The sequence below is a fragment of the Planococcus donghaensis genome, from assembly GCF_001687665.2.
Taxonomy (GTDB): Bacteria; Bacillota; Bacilli; order Bacillales_A; family Planococcaceae; genus Planococcus; species Planococcus donghaensis.
Map to the genome: position 1 here is coordinate 1,490,850 of NZ_CP016543.2, position 15,386 is coordinate 1,506,235.

Below are 15,386 nucleotides of genomic sequence, written 5' to 3' on the forward strand. Positions count from 1 at the left end.
AGAGGTGAACGGTATATGCTTCGGGAATTAGATATACGCAATTTTGCCATTATAGATGCCTTAACCGTAAGCTTTGCTGAAGGGTTAACGGTATTGACAGGGGAAACCGGTGCAGGTAAATCCATTATCATCGATGCCGTCCATCTTTTAGCAGGTGGACGGGGGAGCCAAGAGTTTATTCGACATGGTGCTAAAAAAGCTGAAATCGAAGGTTTATTCTCTTTGGAAAATGAGCAGCATCCGGTATTTCGCAAATTAGAAGAATTCGGCATCACAAAGAGTGATGGCGATATTTTGTTGCGTAGAGAATTAAACGACAAAGGCAAAAATGTTTGTCGGATTAATGGTAAACTAGTGACAATATCGATTTTGCGTGAAGTGGGTGCATCATTAATAGACATTCACGGACAACACGAAACGCAAGAGTTAATGGATGAAAAACAGCATTTATACTTATTGGATCAATTTGCTGGTAAATCTTTAGCAAAGTCGAAAGAAAGCTATAGCCACACATTTGATAAATACATGAAATTAAAGCGTGAGTTTTCGTCCTATACAGAAAATGAGCAGCAAATTGCCCAACGGATTGATTTATTAACATTTCAATTGCAAGAAATTGAAGCAGCAGAATTGGTTATCGGAGAAGAAGAAGAGCTCGTGCTAGAACGTAAAAAATTGCAAAATTTCAACAAAATTTACGAATCCATTTCAGCGGCTCATGAAGCCATTCAAGGCGAGAGTAAAGGATTAGACTGGATAGGTTCTGCAATGTCTGAATTAGAGCATGCAGCGGCTGTAGATGAAACATTTACGGGATCTTCAGAGACATTGTCTAGCGCTTTTTACTTGATCCAAGACACAGGTAGTGAAATTAAACGTATTTTAGATGACATGGAGTTTGATCCTGGCCGATTAAATGAAATTGAACAGCGTTTAGCCGTTATCCAATCGTTGAAAAGAAAATATGGGTCTTCCGTTGAGGACATTTTGCTGTATCATGAAAAGCAGACAGATGAGTTGGATAAATTAGTTAACCGCGATCAACGTTTTCAGTTAGATCAAGAAAAATTAAAAGAAATGACTGAAGATCTACGTATTGAAGCGGAAGAATTGACGATTTTGCGCAAAAAAGCTGCTAAAAGTTTAGGGAAAGCGATTATGGAGCAGTTAAAAGAGCTTCATATGGCTAAAGCATCATTTGAAGTGAATTTTGATGTATTGCCGAATTCCAGATTTGATCGAAATGGACATGATGCAATAACGTTCTATATTTCAACAAACCTGGGTGAACCATTGAAACCCCTAACAAAAGTGGCATCAGGTGGAGAATTGTCACGTATGATGTTGGCCTTAAAAACGATATTTTCAAAACATCAAGGAATTACGTCGATTATTTTTGATGAAGTGGATACAGGCGTGAGTGGTCGTGTAGCTCAAGCCATTGCAGAAAAAATTGCAGCTATCTCAGTGGATTCTCAAGTATTGTGTATTTCCCATTTGCCTCAAGTAGCGGCAATGGCTGATCAACATTTGTTTATTGAAAAGAAAGTTGACAAACAACGGACAACTACCGCTGTAACCGAGCTTGATGGTAGCGAGCGAACAGAAGAAATGAGTCGCATGCTATCGGGTGCTGAAATTACTGACTTGACTTTACAGCATGCCAAAGAATTACTTTCTTTAGCAGCAGATCGTAAATTATTGATGAAGTAAACTTGTAAAGAGCGTCTAAACAACTACTAGAGTCAGTCACCAAGGAGAGAGAGTCCAATGGAAAAAATAAAAATCGCAATTGCAGATGATAATCGCGAATTGGTCGGGCTGATGAAAGATTATTTAAATTTACAACCGAATATGGAAGTTGTAAATGTTGCCTATAACGGCAAAACTTGCATCGAAATGTTGAAAAGTGAGAAAATCGACATTTTATTGCTAGATATCATCATGCCCTATCTAGACGGCATTGCTGTGTTAGACGAAATTAAGGAAAATGATGATTTGCAAGGTATTGACGTTATTATGCTCTCAGCATTTGGGCAAGAATCAATTATGAGTCAGGCTGCCGATTACGGAGCTTCTTACTTTATTATGAAACCATTTGAGACCGATCGTTTAGTAGTACAGATCAATCACATTATGAACAAACGGAGCAATACCCCTGAAGAGCCCGAGGTTAAACCGACGAGAGAAGACATCATTACTAATATGGTAAAAGATATCGGCATACCTCCTCACCTGAAAGGTTATAGCTATTTAAAAGAAGCTGTCTCATTGGTGTTAGAGCAACCTGAATTTTTGAACAAAATTACAAAAGAACTTTACCCGGGCATTGCGGCTAAATTTGATACAACCTCGTCACGAGTGGAACGATCAATTCGCCACGCTATCGAGCAAGCTTGGACGCGTAATGAAACGGTAGATCATATTTCTGAAATCTTTGGCTATAGCGTAGCGCATTTAGAATCCAAGCCAACAAATTCGGAATTTATCGCCATGGTAGCAGATAGTTTGCAAGTAGAAAAGCGGGAAAAGCGAGAAAAATCCCATTAAAACAAAACCCCTTGAATCTTATTTATCGCTAGAAAAGCGATAAAATAGTTCAAGGGGTTTTTAATAGGAAATAAAAAATATAATGAAAATAATTTACTTTTCAGAAATTTAATGATATTTTAAATTAAAGTTTTGGTTTGAAAAAGGGGAAAAAGAGGAAAAGGAGAAGACAGAGTTTTCACAACGAGAAGATAGAGAATCGTAATGGTGTGAGAAACGAAGAATCCAGTGAAGTGAAAAGAGGCGATCGCAATTGCAATTAATCAGGCAAATTGATGACTACTTTTTAGGCAATGACGAAGGAACTGTCGTTGACCGTCTTTATTTTTATGGTGTTTATTGTGTCAGCCTTCTTATCGCTTTTTCGACCATGATGTCCATGTAATCAAATGGAAGATAAATTTATAGATTACTAAACCGATGAGCCACCCGCTCATTGGTTTTTTTTTAGGGAATGGTGTGTATAGCTTACTATGTAATCTTCTACATAAGGTTATCTAATTAAGAAAAAACAAACACGCCATCAACAAACCAGCATTGCTTTTAGTTTTGGATAATAGATGATAACATGGGGAGGAAGCTGAAGAAAAAGAGCCAGCAAAGCTAAAGAATTATTGCGTTTTCTGGTTCAGTGGATTTCAGAAACGGAAGAGGATGATTTTATTGTCTGAAGTCAAAGTGTATGCACACCGAGGCGCTTCAGGATATGCACTGGAAAACACCTGGGATGCTTTTAATAAGGCATGTGAATTAAGTGTAGGCATTGAGCTTGATGTGCAAATTACGAAAGACGGTGTCGTGGTCGTGTATCATGATGATAATTTGAGACGTTTGACTGGTATTAATGCAGACATAGATACGCTCGATTACGAAGAAATAAAAGAGCTGCGTGTTGGTAGGAGATGGATGCGGAAATTTCAACAGCATCAAATCCCATTAGCTTATGAAGTGTTTCAGTGGGCGAAGAAAAAGAACATCCCATTGAATGTAGAGTTGAAAGGATCGTTTGCGAAAAATCCAAAAGGACCTCAAATTCTCGCTGCAATGTTAGAAGGAATGGAAGACATCCATTTGTCTTCATTCAATTCACAACTTCTTCAAGAAATGAAGCAGTTGATGCCATCTACAGAAATGGCTTGGATAATAAAGAAAAACAAGCAACTTGCTTATTCTGAGCAAATGGATTGGGTGGATAGTATTCATCTTCATAAACGGCTGCTGGGTAAACCGTTATGGACGGATATATTAAAACTAAACAAGAAAGTACGCTTATACGGTATTCTTGGCTCAGAGTCGCTCACGCGTCTTCTGGAGCCTCAAATGATCGGTATTATTACGGATTATCCAGATCGCGTAAAAAGAAAAATGGCATCACCCTTTATTGGGTAATGCCATTTTTCTTTATCTAGGGATTAGCTGAAGGCTGCGAATGTCAGTTGGAACTGCGGAGCGATTGGAAGTAAATATATTATTGAGCTAACTAACTACATAAACGCATGGCGTTTATTGGCATGCATTTATGTCCTGCTGCATATACATTAAAGATGTAAGAGCGAGACCGGGCAAATAGAAATCAAAACAAAAGAGTAAGAGGAGAAAAATTGCAGGTGGATTTTTGATGTAATTTATAAAAGTCTAAAGATTTTTTATTCCGTAAGGGATTGAGAAGAAAATTTTGGTGCTAACTATCATCAAAATTTGGGTTGGAAAGTATTTCTCGATTTTGGACAGTATTGTCCTCTATTTCGACAGTATTCTATCCAATTCGGACAGTATTTCGCACAATCTCGACAGTATATCCATAAAATAGAAAAAAACCGCCTAAACTAGGCGGCTTTTCTTCATTATTTCTGGAATCTTTTTGATACATTGCCTTTTTTTCGATCGCGATTTAACAGGAATCCTGCAAAAAACCCAATTCCGAGAACGACAAAAATAGTACCAAGCGTAAATTGAAGCCAAAGAGCCGGGTAAGGCTCTAATAATTTATTGAACAAAGTATCGCGCATCAATTTAATCCCATATGCCGCCATGATTCCAGGAATCAGCAAAATAATAAACGCCACAAGACGACCCATATTTCCACATCCTTCAGTGTCTATTGTTTCTAATTCGGTTAAAGTTGTCAAGAAAACCTTCCTGAGGTACGCTTAAAATATTAGTGCAACTATTTGCATGATTTCAGAGAAGAGGGTGAAATAATATGCAAAACGTGTTGATTGTGGGTGGTGGAGTTGGCGGGTCAGCTATATTAAGCACGCTCTTAGAATCCGATTATTTACACGTTCAAGGGGTTGTTGATTTAATACTTGACGCACCAGCAATCACAACTGCAAAATCTCATGGAATTGCTGTTGCAACCGATTATCGAGAATTTAACAAATCAGATATTGATATTGTATTTAACGTGACGGGTAGTGACACTCTTTATCAAGATCTGAAAGGGTATTTTCTAAAAAATACAGTTATTATACCGGGCAGTCTTGCGAATGTATTGGTTAGGCTATTAGAAGAAAAAGAACATTTTATTAGTCAGCTCAGTAAGGAAAGCCATCGAGAAAAGATAATATTCAATTCGATTGAAGAAGGCATGATCGGCATTGATAAAACAAGTCATATTACGTTTATAAACAAAAGTGCCGCTAGAATGTTAGAAGTGACCGTGGAAGAAACAATTGGTAAGCATATTCATGAGTTTATTTCGTTAAGTGAATTGCCAAGAACTTATGAAACGGGTCGTGTCGAATTAAATAAAGAATTGCAGTTGCGAAATGGGGCGAAAATCGTCACTTCTCGTTTTCCGATGATTGGAGACGATGGTGAAATTATCGGGGCATTTGCGGTATTTAAGGACATTACAGAAGTAGTGGCGCTCGCAGAAGAAATTACAGACTTAAAAGAAATTCAGACGATGTTAGAAGCTATTATTCAATCGAGTGACGATGCTATATCAGTTGTGGATGAAAAAGGAAATGGTTTACTTGTCAACCCGGCATATACCCGAATTACTGGATTGCAAATGAAAGATGTTATTGGTCATCCAGCTTCAGCTGATATATCTGAAGGTGAAAGTATGCACTTAAAAGCATTGCAAACTCGAAAACCAGTGCGAGGGGTCAACTTAAAAGTTGGGCCAGCAAATCGGGAAGTCATTGTGAACGTGGCGCCGATTATTGTTGACAACAAGTTAAAAGGCAGTGTTGGCGTTATTCACGATACAACGGAAATTCGTTCTTTAATGAAAGAGTTAGATCGAGCGCGAAGTATTATTCGGACATTAGAATCCAAATATACGTTTGATGACATTATCGGATTGTCTTCAGAGATGCAATTGTCATTGCAACAAGCCAAACTAGCTGCACAAACATTGGTCACGGTGTTATTGCGCGGAGAATCAGGGACGGGGAAAGAATTGTTTGCTCATGCGATTCACAGTGCTAGTGAGCGGAAATACAATAAGTTTGTTCGAGTAAACTGTGCTGCTCTTTCTGAAGAATTGTTAGATAGTGAGCTTTTTGGCTACGAAGAAGGGACCATTCCAGGTAGTCGAACAGGGAAAAAGCGTGGCTTGTTTGAAGAAGCGAATAACGGCAGCATTTTTCTAGATGAAATTGGTGAATTGTCACCAATGTTGCAAAGTAAATTATTGCGAGTTTTGCAAGAACATGAAACTTTGCGTATTGGAGGAAGTAAACCCATTCCTGTAAATGTTCGGGTGATTGCCTCGACAAATGCCAATATGGAAAAAGCGTTGCTCGAAGGGAGATTCCGCGAAGATCTTTATTATCGCTTGAATCGGATGCCGATCCTGATTCCTCCTTTGCGCAACCGAAAACAAGATATTCCACGAATTACGGAACGTCTATTGTTAAAACTAAACCAAGAATATGGCCGCAGTGTGGAATCCATATCAGACAAAGCACTGCAATATTTAAGAGTATACGATTGGCCAGGAAATGTACGAGAACTCGAGAACGTTCTAAGCCGTTCGATGATTTTTATGCAAATGAACGACCGCGTGTTAACAGAAGAACATATTCCACTTAATATGCTAAAAGTGGCAGAAGCAAAAAACGAAGTGCTCATTCAATCATCCATGCCTTTGCAAGAACAATTGGATACAGTTGAGCGTGGGATTCTGCATCATGCGTTAAAGCAAGCCGGAGGGAATAAATCAAAAACGGCTAAACAATTAGAGATTTCACTTAGGACTTTGTATTATAAATTAGAAAAATATGGTTTAATGTAAGTTTTGCAACATTTTGCAGGGTTTTGCAAGAAATTGCAATATTTCATAGCTTAAAATGAAAATAAAACGCTTTCATCCCTTATATATGGCGTTTCGTTCTGTTTTAATTAAGAAGAATGAGGTGAGCACCATTGGCCACATTAAAACAGTTAATCGAAAATATTCCGAGTGGAACAGTTCATACTGTCGCAGTTGCGGCGGCAGCTGACTTGTTTGTGCTTGAAGCAATTAGTATGGCTATAGAACGGAAAATGGCGTACTTTCGATTATACGATGATGAGAATGCAGTGACGGAGATGATTGAACAAAGTTTTCCTCAATTGCTCGGTCATCCAGATATTGTTCTGTGCCATGTTAACAGTCAAGAATCTGCGGCTCAAGCTGCAGTTACCTCCGTATTTAAAGGAGAAAGCCAGATCTTGATGAAAGGCCAACTCGCAACCGCTGTGCTTTTAAAAGCAGTATTAAATCGCGATTATGGACTGCGGACAGGTTCAGTGATGTCCCAAGTTGCTGCATTTGAAGTAGCTGGATTTGATCGACTCATTTTTGTGACAGATGCGGGGATGAATATCAGTCCGAACTTAACTCAGAAAGTACAAATTATCGAAAACGCTGTTCAAGTTGCTCGTTCAATCGGTATTGTAAATCCAATTGTTGCCCCGTTAGCAGGGGTAGAAGTAATTAATCCGAACATGCAAGCAACACTTGATGCTGCAGCACTTACTGCCATGAATCAGCGCGGCCAAATCAAAAATTGTATAGTAGACGGGCCGTTTGCTCTCGACAATGCAATATCTGTTGATGCAGCCAAAAACAAACAAATTGCAGGAAACAATGCCGGGAAAGCCGACATTCTGCTTGTTCCATCAATAGAATCAGGTAACATTTTGTATAAATCACTCGTATTTTTTTCAAATGCAAAAGTCGGTAGCATTGTGACAGGGGCAAAGGCACCTATCGTTTTGTCTTCACGGGCGGACAGCGCTGAAAGTAAATTGTATTCACTGGCATTGGCCATTTACTCGTCACTCAATTAGGAATGATCATTAGGAGGAATTAATAATGGAAATTTTCAAAAAAATGGAAGAACACGACTACGAACAATTAGTATTTTGCCAAGATAAAAGTTCAGGGCTAAAAGCAATCATTTGCATCCATGATACAACTTTAGGGCCAGCACTTGGCGGAACGCGTATGTGGAATTATGCAACAGAAGAAGAAGCAATTGAAGATGCGATTCGTTTAGGTCGCGGAATGACTTACAAAAATGCTGCAGCAGGACTTAACTTAGGTGGCGGTAAAACAGTTATTATCGGAGATCCATTAAAAGACAAAAACGAAGAAATGTTCCGTGCATTTGGTCGCTTTATCCAAGGACTAAACGGTCGTTACATAACAGCTGAAGATGTTGGCACAACAGTTGCCGACATGGACTTAATCCACGAAGAGACGGATTTCGTAACAGGAATCTCACCAGCATTTGGTTCTTCAGGTAACCCGTCTCCAGTTACAGCATACGGCGCATATATCGGGATGAAAGCTGCTGCGTTAGAAGCATTTGGCGATGATTCGCTAGAAGGCAAAACGGTAGCTGTACAGGGCGTTGGTAACGTGGCTTACCCACTTTGCGAATACTTGCACAAAGAAGGCGCAAAATTAATCGTTACAGATATTAACCAAGCTGCAGTAGATCGTGCAGTTGCAGCATTTGGCGCAACAGCAGTTGCACCTAACGATATCTATTCACAAGAAGCAGACATTTTTGCACCATGCGCAATGGGGGCAATCATTAACGACGTAACAATTCCTCAATTGAAAGTTAAAGTTGTTGCAGGATCTGCAAACAACCAATTAAAAGAACAACGTCACGGTGATGAATTAGAAGCTCGTGGAATTGTTTATGCACCTGATTTTGTTATCAACTCAGGCGGTGTTATTAACGTCGCTGATGAATTATACGGATACAACAACGAACGCGCGATGAAACGCGTTGAAACAATTTACGACAGCATCACTAAAATCTTTGAAATCGCTAAACGTGATAATATTCCAAGTTATATTGCTGCAGACCGTATGGCTGAAGAGCGCATTGAACGTGTACGCAAATCAAGATCTCAATTTTTGAGAAACGAACATAATATTTTAAGCAGAAGATAAAAAGACCAATTCGCGCGTGCGGAATCTTTTCCGCGCCGCTTTAGCCGTACTCGGCATGGCCTCTGTAAGAAGTCAGGCAAAGTACGCCTGGCTTCTTGCTTTGTCTAGGCGAAATACGAGTTGCAAATTCGATCAATAAAGTGAAATGGGGGAACGATATGCCAAGACAATTAAATCGTATCTTAGTCATTAATCCGGCCTCCACTTCGACTAAAATTGGAGTTTTTGATAACGACCTCTTGATAATGGAAAAGACCATTCAGCATACGCAGAAAGAATTGAGTGCTTTTTCGAACATTGCCGATCAGTCTTTTTATAGAAGAAACACCATTTTGGAGTCTTTGGACGAAGAAGGCATGAACATCTCTAATTTGTCTGCTGTTTGCGGTAGAGGGGGCTTATTGCGCCCAATCGAAGGTGGAACATACGAAGTGAACGAAGAAATGATTGAAGATTTGCGAAAAGGTTATTCTGGACAGCATGCCTCTAACTTAGGAGGCATTGTTGCACAGGAGATAGCGGATGCTTTAAATATACCTGCATTTATCGTAGATCCGGTTGTTGTGGATGAATTAGACCCTGTTGCACGTATTTCGGGGTTTTCATCTATTGAACGAAAATCTATTTTCCACGCACTTAATCAAAAAGCAGTAGCGCGACATTATGCAAAAAAAAATGGTCTTTCATATGAAGACGTCAATTTAATTGTGGCTCATATGGGGACTGGCGTTACGGTTGGTGTACACCATCGGGGCCGAGTAATCGATGTAAACAATGGATTGCATGGCGACGGACCTTTTAGTCTTGAACGAGCCGGAACTGTGCCGGCAGGTGATTTAGTAGAATTGTGTTTTTCTGGTCAATATAGTCGACATGAAATTTTAAGGAAATTAGTCAGAAATAGTGGACTAGTTGCTTACCTTGAAACAAATGATGTTGTTAAAGTAGAAAAGCGTATTTCAAAAGGCGATAAAAAAGCTGAATTGGTTTATCATGCAATGGCTTATCAAATCGCCAAAGAAATTGGCGCGGCTAGTGCTGTTTTAAAAGGGCAAGTCGATGCCATCATTTTGACAGGCGGTTTGGCTCACGGCAAAAGCTTTGTAGAAGCGATATCAGAACGGGTTAGCTGGATTGCGGATATTGAAATCCAGCCCGGCGAAAATGAACTTCAAGCGTTAGCAGAAGGTGCAGTTCGCGTATTGAACGGGGAAGAACGAGTGAAGACTTATTCATTTTAAACAATGAAATCGATAAAGGAGGAGAAATCTATGGCTCAAAATTATGATGTTGTCATTTTAGGTGGCGGAACAGGCGGTTACGTAGCCGCGATTCGCTCAGCACAACTAGGATTGAAAACAGCAATCGTTGAAAAAAACGAACTAGGTGGAACGTGCTTACATAGAGGTTGTATTCCGAGTAAAGCTTTGCTTCGCAGTGCGGAAGTATACTCAACAACTAAAAATCACGCAGCTGACTTTGGCGTGCAAACTGGGGAAGTAACACTAGATTTCTCGCGTGTCCAACAGCGTAAGCAAGGCATTGTGGATCAATTGCATGCAGGTGTGCAAGGATTAATGAAAAAAGGCAAAATTGATATATACGAAGGCATTGGAAGAATTCTTGGACCATCAATCTTTTCACCAAATGCAGGAACCATTTCTGTAGAAATGAAAAATGGAGAAGAAAACGAAATGTTGATCCCGAATAACGTGATTATCGCTACAGGTTCACGCCCTCGCACATTGCCAGGGTTAACAATTGACGGCGAATTTGTTATGACTTCAGATGAAGCATTGAAAATGGAAACTTTGCCACAATCTATTTTAATTGTGGGTGGCGGTGTTATCGGAATTGAGTGGGCATCCATGCTAAATGATTTCGGTGTAGATGTAACTGTTATTGAATATGCAGATCGTATTATTCCGACAGAAGACAAAGACATTTCAAAAGAAATGTTGAAACTGTTGAAGAAAAAAGGCATTACGTTTGCAACAAGTGCAAAAGTAATGGCGGATACTTTGGAAACAGGTGAAAATGGCGTAACGATTCAAGCTGAAATCAATGGAAAAAACGAAAGTTTTTCTGCTGAAAAAATGCTCGTTTCTGTAGGCCGTCAAGCAAACGTTGAAAATATCGGCATTGAAAACACAGATATTATCGTTGAAAAAGGCTTTATTCAAGTGAAAAAATCCTTCCAAACGAAAGAATCTCATATTTACGCAATCGGTGATGTGATTGGGGGCCTTCAATTGGCGCATGTTGCTTCACATGAAGGCATCACAGCAATCGAGCACATTAAAGGCAACAATCCACATGCGATGAATTATGACTTAGTGTCTCGCTGCATTTATTCAAGTCCAGAAGCAGCAAGTGTTGGTATTACAGAAGACCAAGCAAAAGAAAAAGGACACGATGTTAAAGTCGGTAAATTTTCTTTTAAAGCAATTGGTAAAGCATTGGTATATGGAGAGTCTGATGGATTTGTTAAAATTATTGCAGACAAAGAAACGAATGATATTTTAGGCGTGCACATGATTGGTCCGCACGTAACAGATATGATTTCGGAAGCAGGTCTAGCGATGGTGTTGGACGCAACTCCATGGGAAATCGCTGAAACAATTCATCCGCACCCAACACTTTCAGAAGTAATGGGCGAAGCGGCATTGGCAGTTGACGGAAAAGCAATCCACAGTTAAAGGGGGAAATATAATGGCTACGAAACACGAAGAAATTGGTTTGACAAATGAAGATGTTTTAAAAATGTATGAAACAATGTTAATGGCTCGTCGCGTAGATGAGCGCATGTGGTTATTAAACCGAGCAGGTAAAATTCCTTTCGTAATTTCTTGTCAAGGACAAGAAGCGGCACAAGTTGGTGCAGCATTTGCACTAGATAACTCAAAAGATTATATCGCGCCTTACTACCGTGATATCGGCGTGGTTCTTCATTTTGGTATGACGCCAAAAGAATTGATGCTTTCAGCTTTTGCTAAAGCAGAAGACCCGAACTCAGGTGGCCGTCAAATGCCTGGTCACTTTGGTCAAAAAAGCAACCGGATTTTGACAGGTTCTTCACCTGTAACAACACAATTGCCACATGCGGTAGGCGTTGCGTTAGCAGGAAAAATGAAGAAAAAAGATTTCATTACATTCACAACACTTGGGGAAGGTTCTTCTAACCAAGGCGATTTCCATGAAGGCATGAACTTTGCTGGTGTACATAAGTTGCCAGTTATTATTATGGTTGAAAACAATAAATACGCAATTTCAGTTCCAGTAGAACGTCAACTAGCTTGTAAAAACGTTTCTGATCGTGCAATTGGTTACGGAATGCCAGGTGTGACAATTGACGGAAACGACCCAATTGAAGTTTACAAGCATGTGAAAGAAGCAGCTGATCGTGCGCGTCGCGGTGAAGGCCCGAGCTTGATCGAAACGGTTTCTGAACGAATGACTGCTCACTCTTCAGATGATGACCACCGTCAATACCGTTCGGCAGACGAATTAGCAGCACAAAAGTCAACAGATCCAATTTTGACTTTTGGTGCTTATTTGAAAGAAAACGGTGTAATGAACGATGAATTGGAAAAAGAAATTAACGATCGCATCATGGTGATTGTCAACGAAGCAACGGATTATGCAGAAGAAGCACCGTATGCAGCACCAGAACATGCGATGAAATATGTCTATGCCGAAGAAGGAGGAGACGAATAATGGCTATTATGTCTTATATAGATGCCATCACGCTTGCCATGAAAGAAGAAATGGAGCGTGACGAAAACGTCTTTGTTCTGGGAGAAGACGTTGGTAAAAAAGGTGGAGTTTTTAAAGCGACGCAAGGCTTGTATGATCAATTTGGAGAAGATCGCGTATTAGATACACCACTGGCGGAATCAGCAATTGCCGGTGTCGGAATTGGAGCTGCGATGTATGGTTTACGCCCGATTGCAGAAATGCAATTTGCGGATTTTATTATGCCTGCTGTAAACCAAATTATTTCTGAAGCTTCCCGTATTCGTTACCGTTCAAACAACGACTGGAGCTGTCCTATTGTGTTCCGCGCACCATTTGGCGGCGGTGTTCACGGGGCTCTTTATCATTCTCAGTCTGTAGAAGCGGTATTTGCGAACCAGCCTGGATTAAAAATTGTAATCCCGTCTACACCATATGATGCGAAAGGTCTTCTAAAAGCAGCAATTCGCGACGAAGATCCAGTTATGTTCTTTGAACACAAACGGGCATATCGCCTGATTAAAGGAGAAGTGCCAGAAGAAGATTACACAATTGAAATCGGTAAAGCAGACGTGAAACGCGAAGGTGAGGACATTACAGTCATCACTTACGGTTTAGCAGTTCACTTTGCGCTTCAAGCAGCAGAACGGTTAGCTGAAGATGGTATTTCTGCGCATGTTTTAGATTTACGCACAATTTATCCATTGGATAAAGAAGGCATTATCGAAGCTGCGAAGAAAACAGGTAAAGTGCTTTTAGTGACAGAAGACAACAAAGAAGGAAGCATTATCGGAGAAGTAGCAGCGATTATCGCTGAAAACTGCCTATTCGACCTAGACGCTCCTATTAAACGTCTAGCTGGACCAGATATTCCAGCAATGGCATACGCACCAACTATGGAAAAATTCTTCATGATCAACCCAGACAAAGTAGAAAAAGCAATGAGAGAACTAGCAGAGTTTTAAAACGAAAAGTTGAACCGGCCGCTCAGCTCCGACAGGCATAAGACGCACTGGCGAAGCGGCGTTTTTTGCCGCACAGCCAGAGTGACTTATGACCCGAGGAGTTGGCCGGTAAAGCTAGACAAAACGAAAAGTTGAACCGGCCGCACAGCTCCGACAGGCATAAGACGCACTGACGAAGCGGCGCTCTTTGCCGCACAGCCAGAGTGGCTTATGACCCGAGGAGTTGGCCGGTGAAACTAGACAAAACGAAAAGTTGAACCGGCCGCACAGCTCCGACAGGCATAAGACGCACTTACCAAACCGATCGATCAAGTAAAGGAGGAAATCCCTTGGCTATTGAAAACATAAAAATGCCTCAATTGGGCGAAAGTGTTACAGAAGGAACAATTGAAAAGTGGCTCGTCCAGCCTGGCGACCATGTAAATAAATACGACCCGCTTGCTGAAGTTAATACAGATAAAGTAACAGCGGAAGTTCCTTCTTCTTTTACAGGAATCATTAAAGAGTTAGTCGCTTCAGAAGGCGAAACGTTAGCAGTTGGTGAAATCGTTTGTACAATTGAGACAGAAGGTGGAAGCGCTGCTCCAATTGAAGAAGCAAAACCGGCAACTGAAGAAAAACCAGCTGACAAAAAAGAAGAGTCAAAAGCTTCTTCGACTCCTGTAAAACCATCCGGAGCAAAAGGACGTTACTCACCAGCTGTATTGCGTCTAGCTCAAGACAATGACATTGATTTAGCACAAGTAGAAGGCTCAGGAAACGAAGGCCGCATTACGCGCAAAGATTTAATGAAATTGATCGACAGCGGCAACATTCCAAAATCTGGAGATACACCGGCTGCAGAAGCAGCGCCCGCTCAACAAGAACAGCCAGCTCAGACGTCAGCTCCTGCTGCACCAAAAGCTGCTTCTGCTCCAATCGAAAGCGCACCTGGCGATATCGAAATTCCTGTCTCGGGCGTACGTAAAGCAATTGCAGCGAACATGCTAAAAAGTAAACATGAAGCTCCACATGCTTGGATGATGATTGAAGTAGACGTAACAAATCTCGTTCAGTACCGCGATTCCATTAAAGGCGAATTCAAGAAAAAAGAAGGCTTCAATATTACGTATTTTGCCTTTTTCGTTAAAGCTGTTTCACAAGCGTTAAAAGAATTCCCGATGATGAACTCCATGTGGGCTGGCGATAAAATTATCCAGAAAAAAGATATCAATATTTCAATTGCTGTAGCTTCTGACAATGCACTATTTGTTCCGGTTATCAAAAATTCTGATGAAAAATCAGTAAAAGGAATCGGAAAAGAAGTAAACGAACTGGCGCTTAAAGCACGTTCAGGTAAATTGAAATCTGCGGATATGCAAGGCGGAACATTTACAGTTAACAACACGGGCTCATTTGGTTCTGTTCAGTCGATGGGAATTATCAACCATCCACAAGCCGCTATTATGCAAGTGGAGTCAATTGTTAAACGTCCTGTAATTATGGATAACGGAATGATTGCTGCGCGTGATATGGTTAACCTTTGTTTATCACTAGATCACCGAGTTCTTGACGGACTTGTTTGCGGTCAATTTTTAGCACGTGTTAAAGAAATTTTAGAAAACATGTCAAAAGAAAATACTTCTGTTTATTAAGAAAAGCTGGAGTCTTCGGACTTCAAGCTTTTTTTTCTTTAATGTCTGCGTCGAGTCGGGTAAAATGAAGTTAGATAGCCTTTAAGGAGGGAA

At 40.4% G+C, this 15,386-nt stretch carries 13 protein-coding genes; 12 read left to right on the plus strand and 1 reads right to left on the minus strand.

Going from position 1 to position 15,386, the window contains the following annotated elements; all coding sequences use genetic code 11:
• Nucleotides 1–15 precede the first annotated feature (15 nt).
• From recN to BCM40_RS07485, 4 genes are all read left to right on the plus strand, one after another.
• Complete coding sequence (gene recN, locus BCM40_RS07475) at nucleotides 16–1,713, plus strand: DNA repair protein RecN (RefSeq protein WP_065526485.1); 1,698 nt, start codon at nucleotides 16–18, stop codon at nucleotides 1,711–1,713.
• Between the two features lie 57 nt (nucleotides 1,714–1,770).
• Nucleotides 1,771–2,550, plus strand: a complete 780-nt coding sequence (gene spo0A / locus BCM40_RS07480) for a sporulation transcription factor Spo0A (protein ID WP_065526484.1) — start codon at nucleotides 1,771–1,773, stop codon at nucleotides 2,548–2,550.
• Nucleotides 2,551–2,803: 253 nt separating this feature from the next.
• The gene (locus BCM40_RS16600; RefSeq protein WP_272941508.1) at nucleotides 2,804–2,935 is read left to right on the plus strand and encodes a hypothetical protein; all 132 of its coding nucleotides are present in this window, start codon (nucleotides 2,804–2,806) and stop codon (nucleotides 2,933–2,935) included.
• 269 nt (nucleotides 2,936–3,204) lie between these two features.
• A complete protein-coding gene (locus BCM40_RS07485; RefSeq protein WP_065526483.1) occupies nucleotides 3,205–3,939 on the plus strand; it encodes a glycerophosphodiester phosphodiesterase in 735 nt (244 codons plus the stop codon).
• 455 nt (nucleotides 3,940–4,394) lie between these two features.
• On the opposite strand, the gene BCM40_RS07490 is transcribed toward BCM40_RS07485, so the two are convergent.
• The gene (locus BCM40_RS07490; protein ID WP_008499061.1) at nucleotides 4,395–4,628 is read right to left on the minus strand and encodes a DUF2627 domain-containing protein; all 234 of its coding nucleotides are present in this window, start codon (nucleotides 4,626–4,628) and stop codon (nucleotides 4,395–4,397) included.
• Nucleotides 4,629–4,753: 125 nt separating this feature from the next.
• Here BCM40_RS07490 and BCM40_RS07495 point away from each other — a divergent pair, with 125 nt between their 5' ends.
• The 8 genes from BCM40_RS07495 to BCM40_RS07530 all read left to right on the plus strand — a co-directional run bounded on the left by BCM40_RS07495 (nucleotide 4,754) and on the right by BCM40_RS07530 (nucleotide 15,293).
• On the plus strand, nucleotides 4,754–6,799 hold the full coding sequence (locus BCM40_RS07495) for a sigma-54 interaction domain-containing protein (protein ID WP_065526482.1): 2,046 nt from the start codon (nucleotides 4,754–4,756) through the stop codon (nucleotides 6,797–6,799).
• Between the two features lie 131 nt (nucleotides 6,800–6,930).
• Complete coding sequence (gene yqiS, locus BCM40_RS07500) at nucleotides 6,931–7,839, plus strand: phosphate butyryltransferase (protein ID WP_065526481.1); 909 nt, start codon at nucleotides 6,931–6,933, stop codon at nucleotides 7,837–7,839.
• Between the two features lie 25 nt (nucleotides 7,840–7,864).
• A complete protein-coding gene (locus BCM40_RS07505; RefSeq protein WP_065526480.1) occupies nucleotides 7,865–8,959 on the plus strand; it encodes a Leu/Phe/Val dehydrogenase in 1,095 nt (364 codons plus the stop codon).
• A gap of 158 nt (nucleotides 8,960–9,117) precedes the next feature.
• A complete protein-coding gene (gene buk / locus BCM40_RS07510) occupies nucleotides 9,118–10,200 on the plus strand; it encodes a butyrate kinase (RefSeq protein WP_065526479.1) in 1,083 nt (360 codons plus the stop codon).
• Nucleotides 10,201–10,230: 30 nt separating this feature from the next.
• Nucleotides 10,231–11,658, plus strand: coding sequence for a dihydrolipoyl dehydrogenase (lpdA, locus tag BCM40_RS07515; RefSeq protein ID WP_065526478.1), 1,428 nt, complete (start codon nucleotides 10,231–10,233; stop codon nucleotides 11,656–11,658).
• A 13-nt stretch (nucleotides 11,659–11,671) separates the two neighbouring features.
• The gene (locus BCM40_RS07520) at nucleotides 11,672–12,676 is read left to right on the plus strand and encodes a thiamine pyrophosphate-dependent dehydrogenase E1 component subunit alpha (protein ID WP_065526477.1); all 1,005 of its coding nucleotides are present in this window, start codon (nucleotides 11,672–11,674) and stop codon (nucleotides 12,674–12,676) included.
• Entirely contained in the window at nucleotides 12,676–13,659 is a 984-nt protein-coding gene (locus BCM40_RS07525; protein WP_065526476.1) for an alpha-ketoacid dehydrogenase subunit beta, read from the plus strand. The genes BCM40_RS07520 and BCM40_RS07525 overlap by 1 nt, the downstream gene beginning before the upstream one ends.
• A gap of 329 nt (nucleotides 13,660–13,988) precedes the next feature.
• On the plus strand, nucleotides 13,989–15,293 hold the full coding sequence (locus BCM40_RS07530; RefSeq protein ID WP_065526475.1) for a dihydrolipoamide acetyltransferase family protein: 1,305 nt from the start codon (nucleotides 13,989–13,991) through the stop codon (nucleotides 15,291–15,293).
• Nucleotides 15,294–15,386: the final 93 nt, after the last annotated feature.

Bases quoted from the DNA above. Each gene is read 5' to 3' on its own strand.
- recN (WP_065526485.1), top strand. From the start codon at position 16: ATGCTTCGGGAATTAGATATACGCAATTTTGCCATTATAGATGCCTTA.
- spo0A (WP_065526484.1), top strand. From the start codon at position 1,771: ATGGAAAAAATAAAAATCGCAATTGCAGATGATAATCGCGAATTGGTC.
- BCM40_RS07485 (WP_065526483.1), top strand. From the start codon at position 3,205: ATGATTTTATTGTCTGAAGTCAAAGTGTATGCACACCGAGGCGCTTCA.
- BCM40_RS07490 (WP_008499061.1), bottom strand. From the start codon at position 4,628: ATGGGTCGTCTTGTGGCGTTTATTATTTTGCTGATTCCTGGAATCATG.
- BCM40_RS07495 (WP_065526482.1), top strand. From the start codon at position 4,754: ATGCAAAACGTGTTGATTGTGGGTGGTGGAGTTGGCGGGTCAGCTATA.
- BCM40_RS07505 (WP_065526480.1), top strand. From the start codon at position 7,865: ATGGAAATTTTCAAAAAAATGGAAGAACACGACTACGAACAATTAGTA.
- buk (WP_065526479.1), top strand. From the start codon at position 9,118: ATGCCAAGACAATTAAATCGTATCTTAGTCATTAATCCGGCCTCCACT.
- lpdA (WP_065526478.1), top strand. From the start codon at position 10,231: ATGGCTCAAAATTATGATGTTGTCATTTTAGGTGGCGGAACAGGCGGT.
- BCM40_RS07520 (WP_065526477.1), top strand. From the start codon at position 11,672: ATGGCTACGAAACACGAAGAAATTGGTTTGACAAATGAAGATGTTTTA.
- BCM40_RS07525 (WP_065526476.1), top strand. From the start codon at position 12,676: ATGGCTATTATGTCTTATATAGATGCCATCACGCTTGCCATGAAAGAA.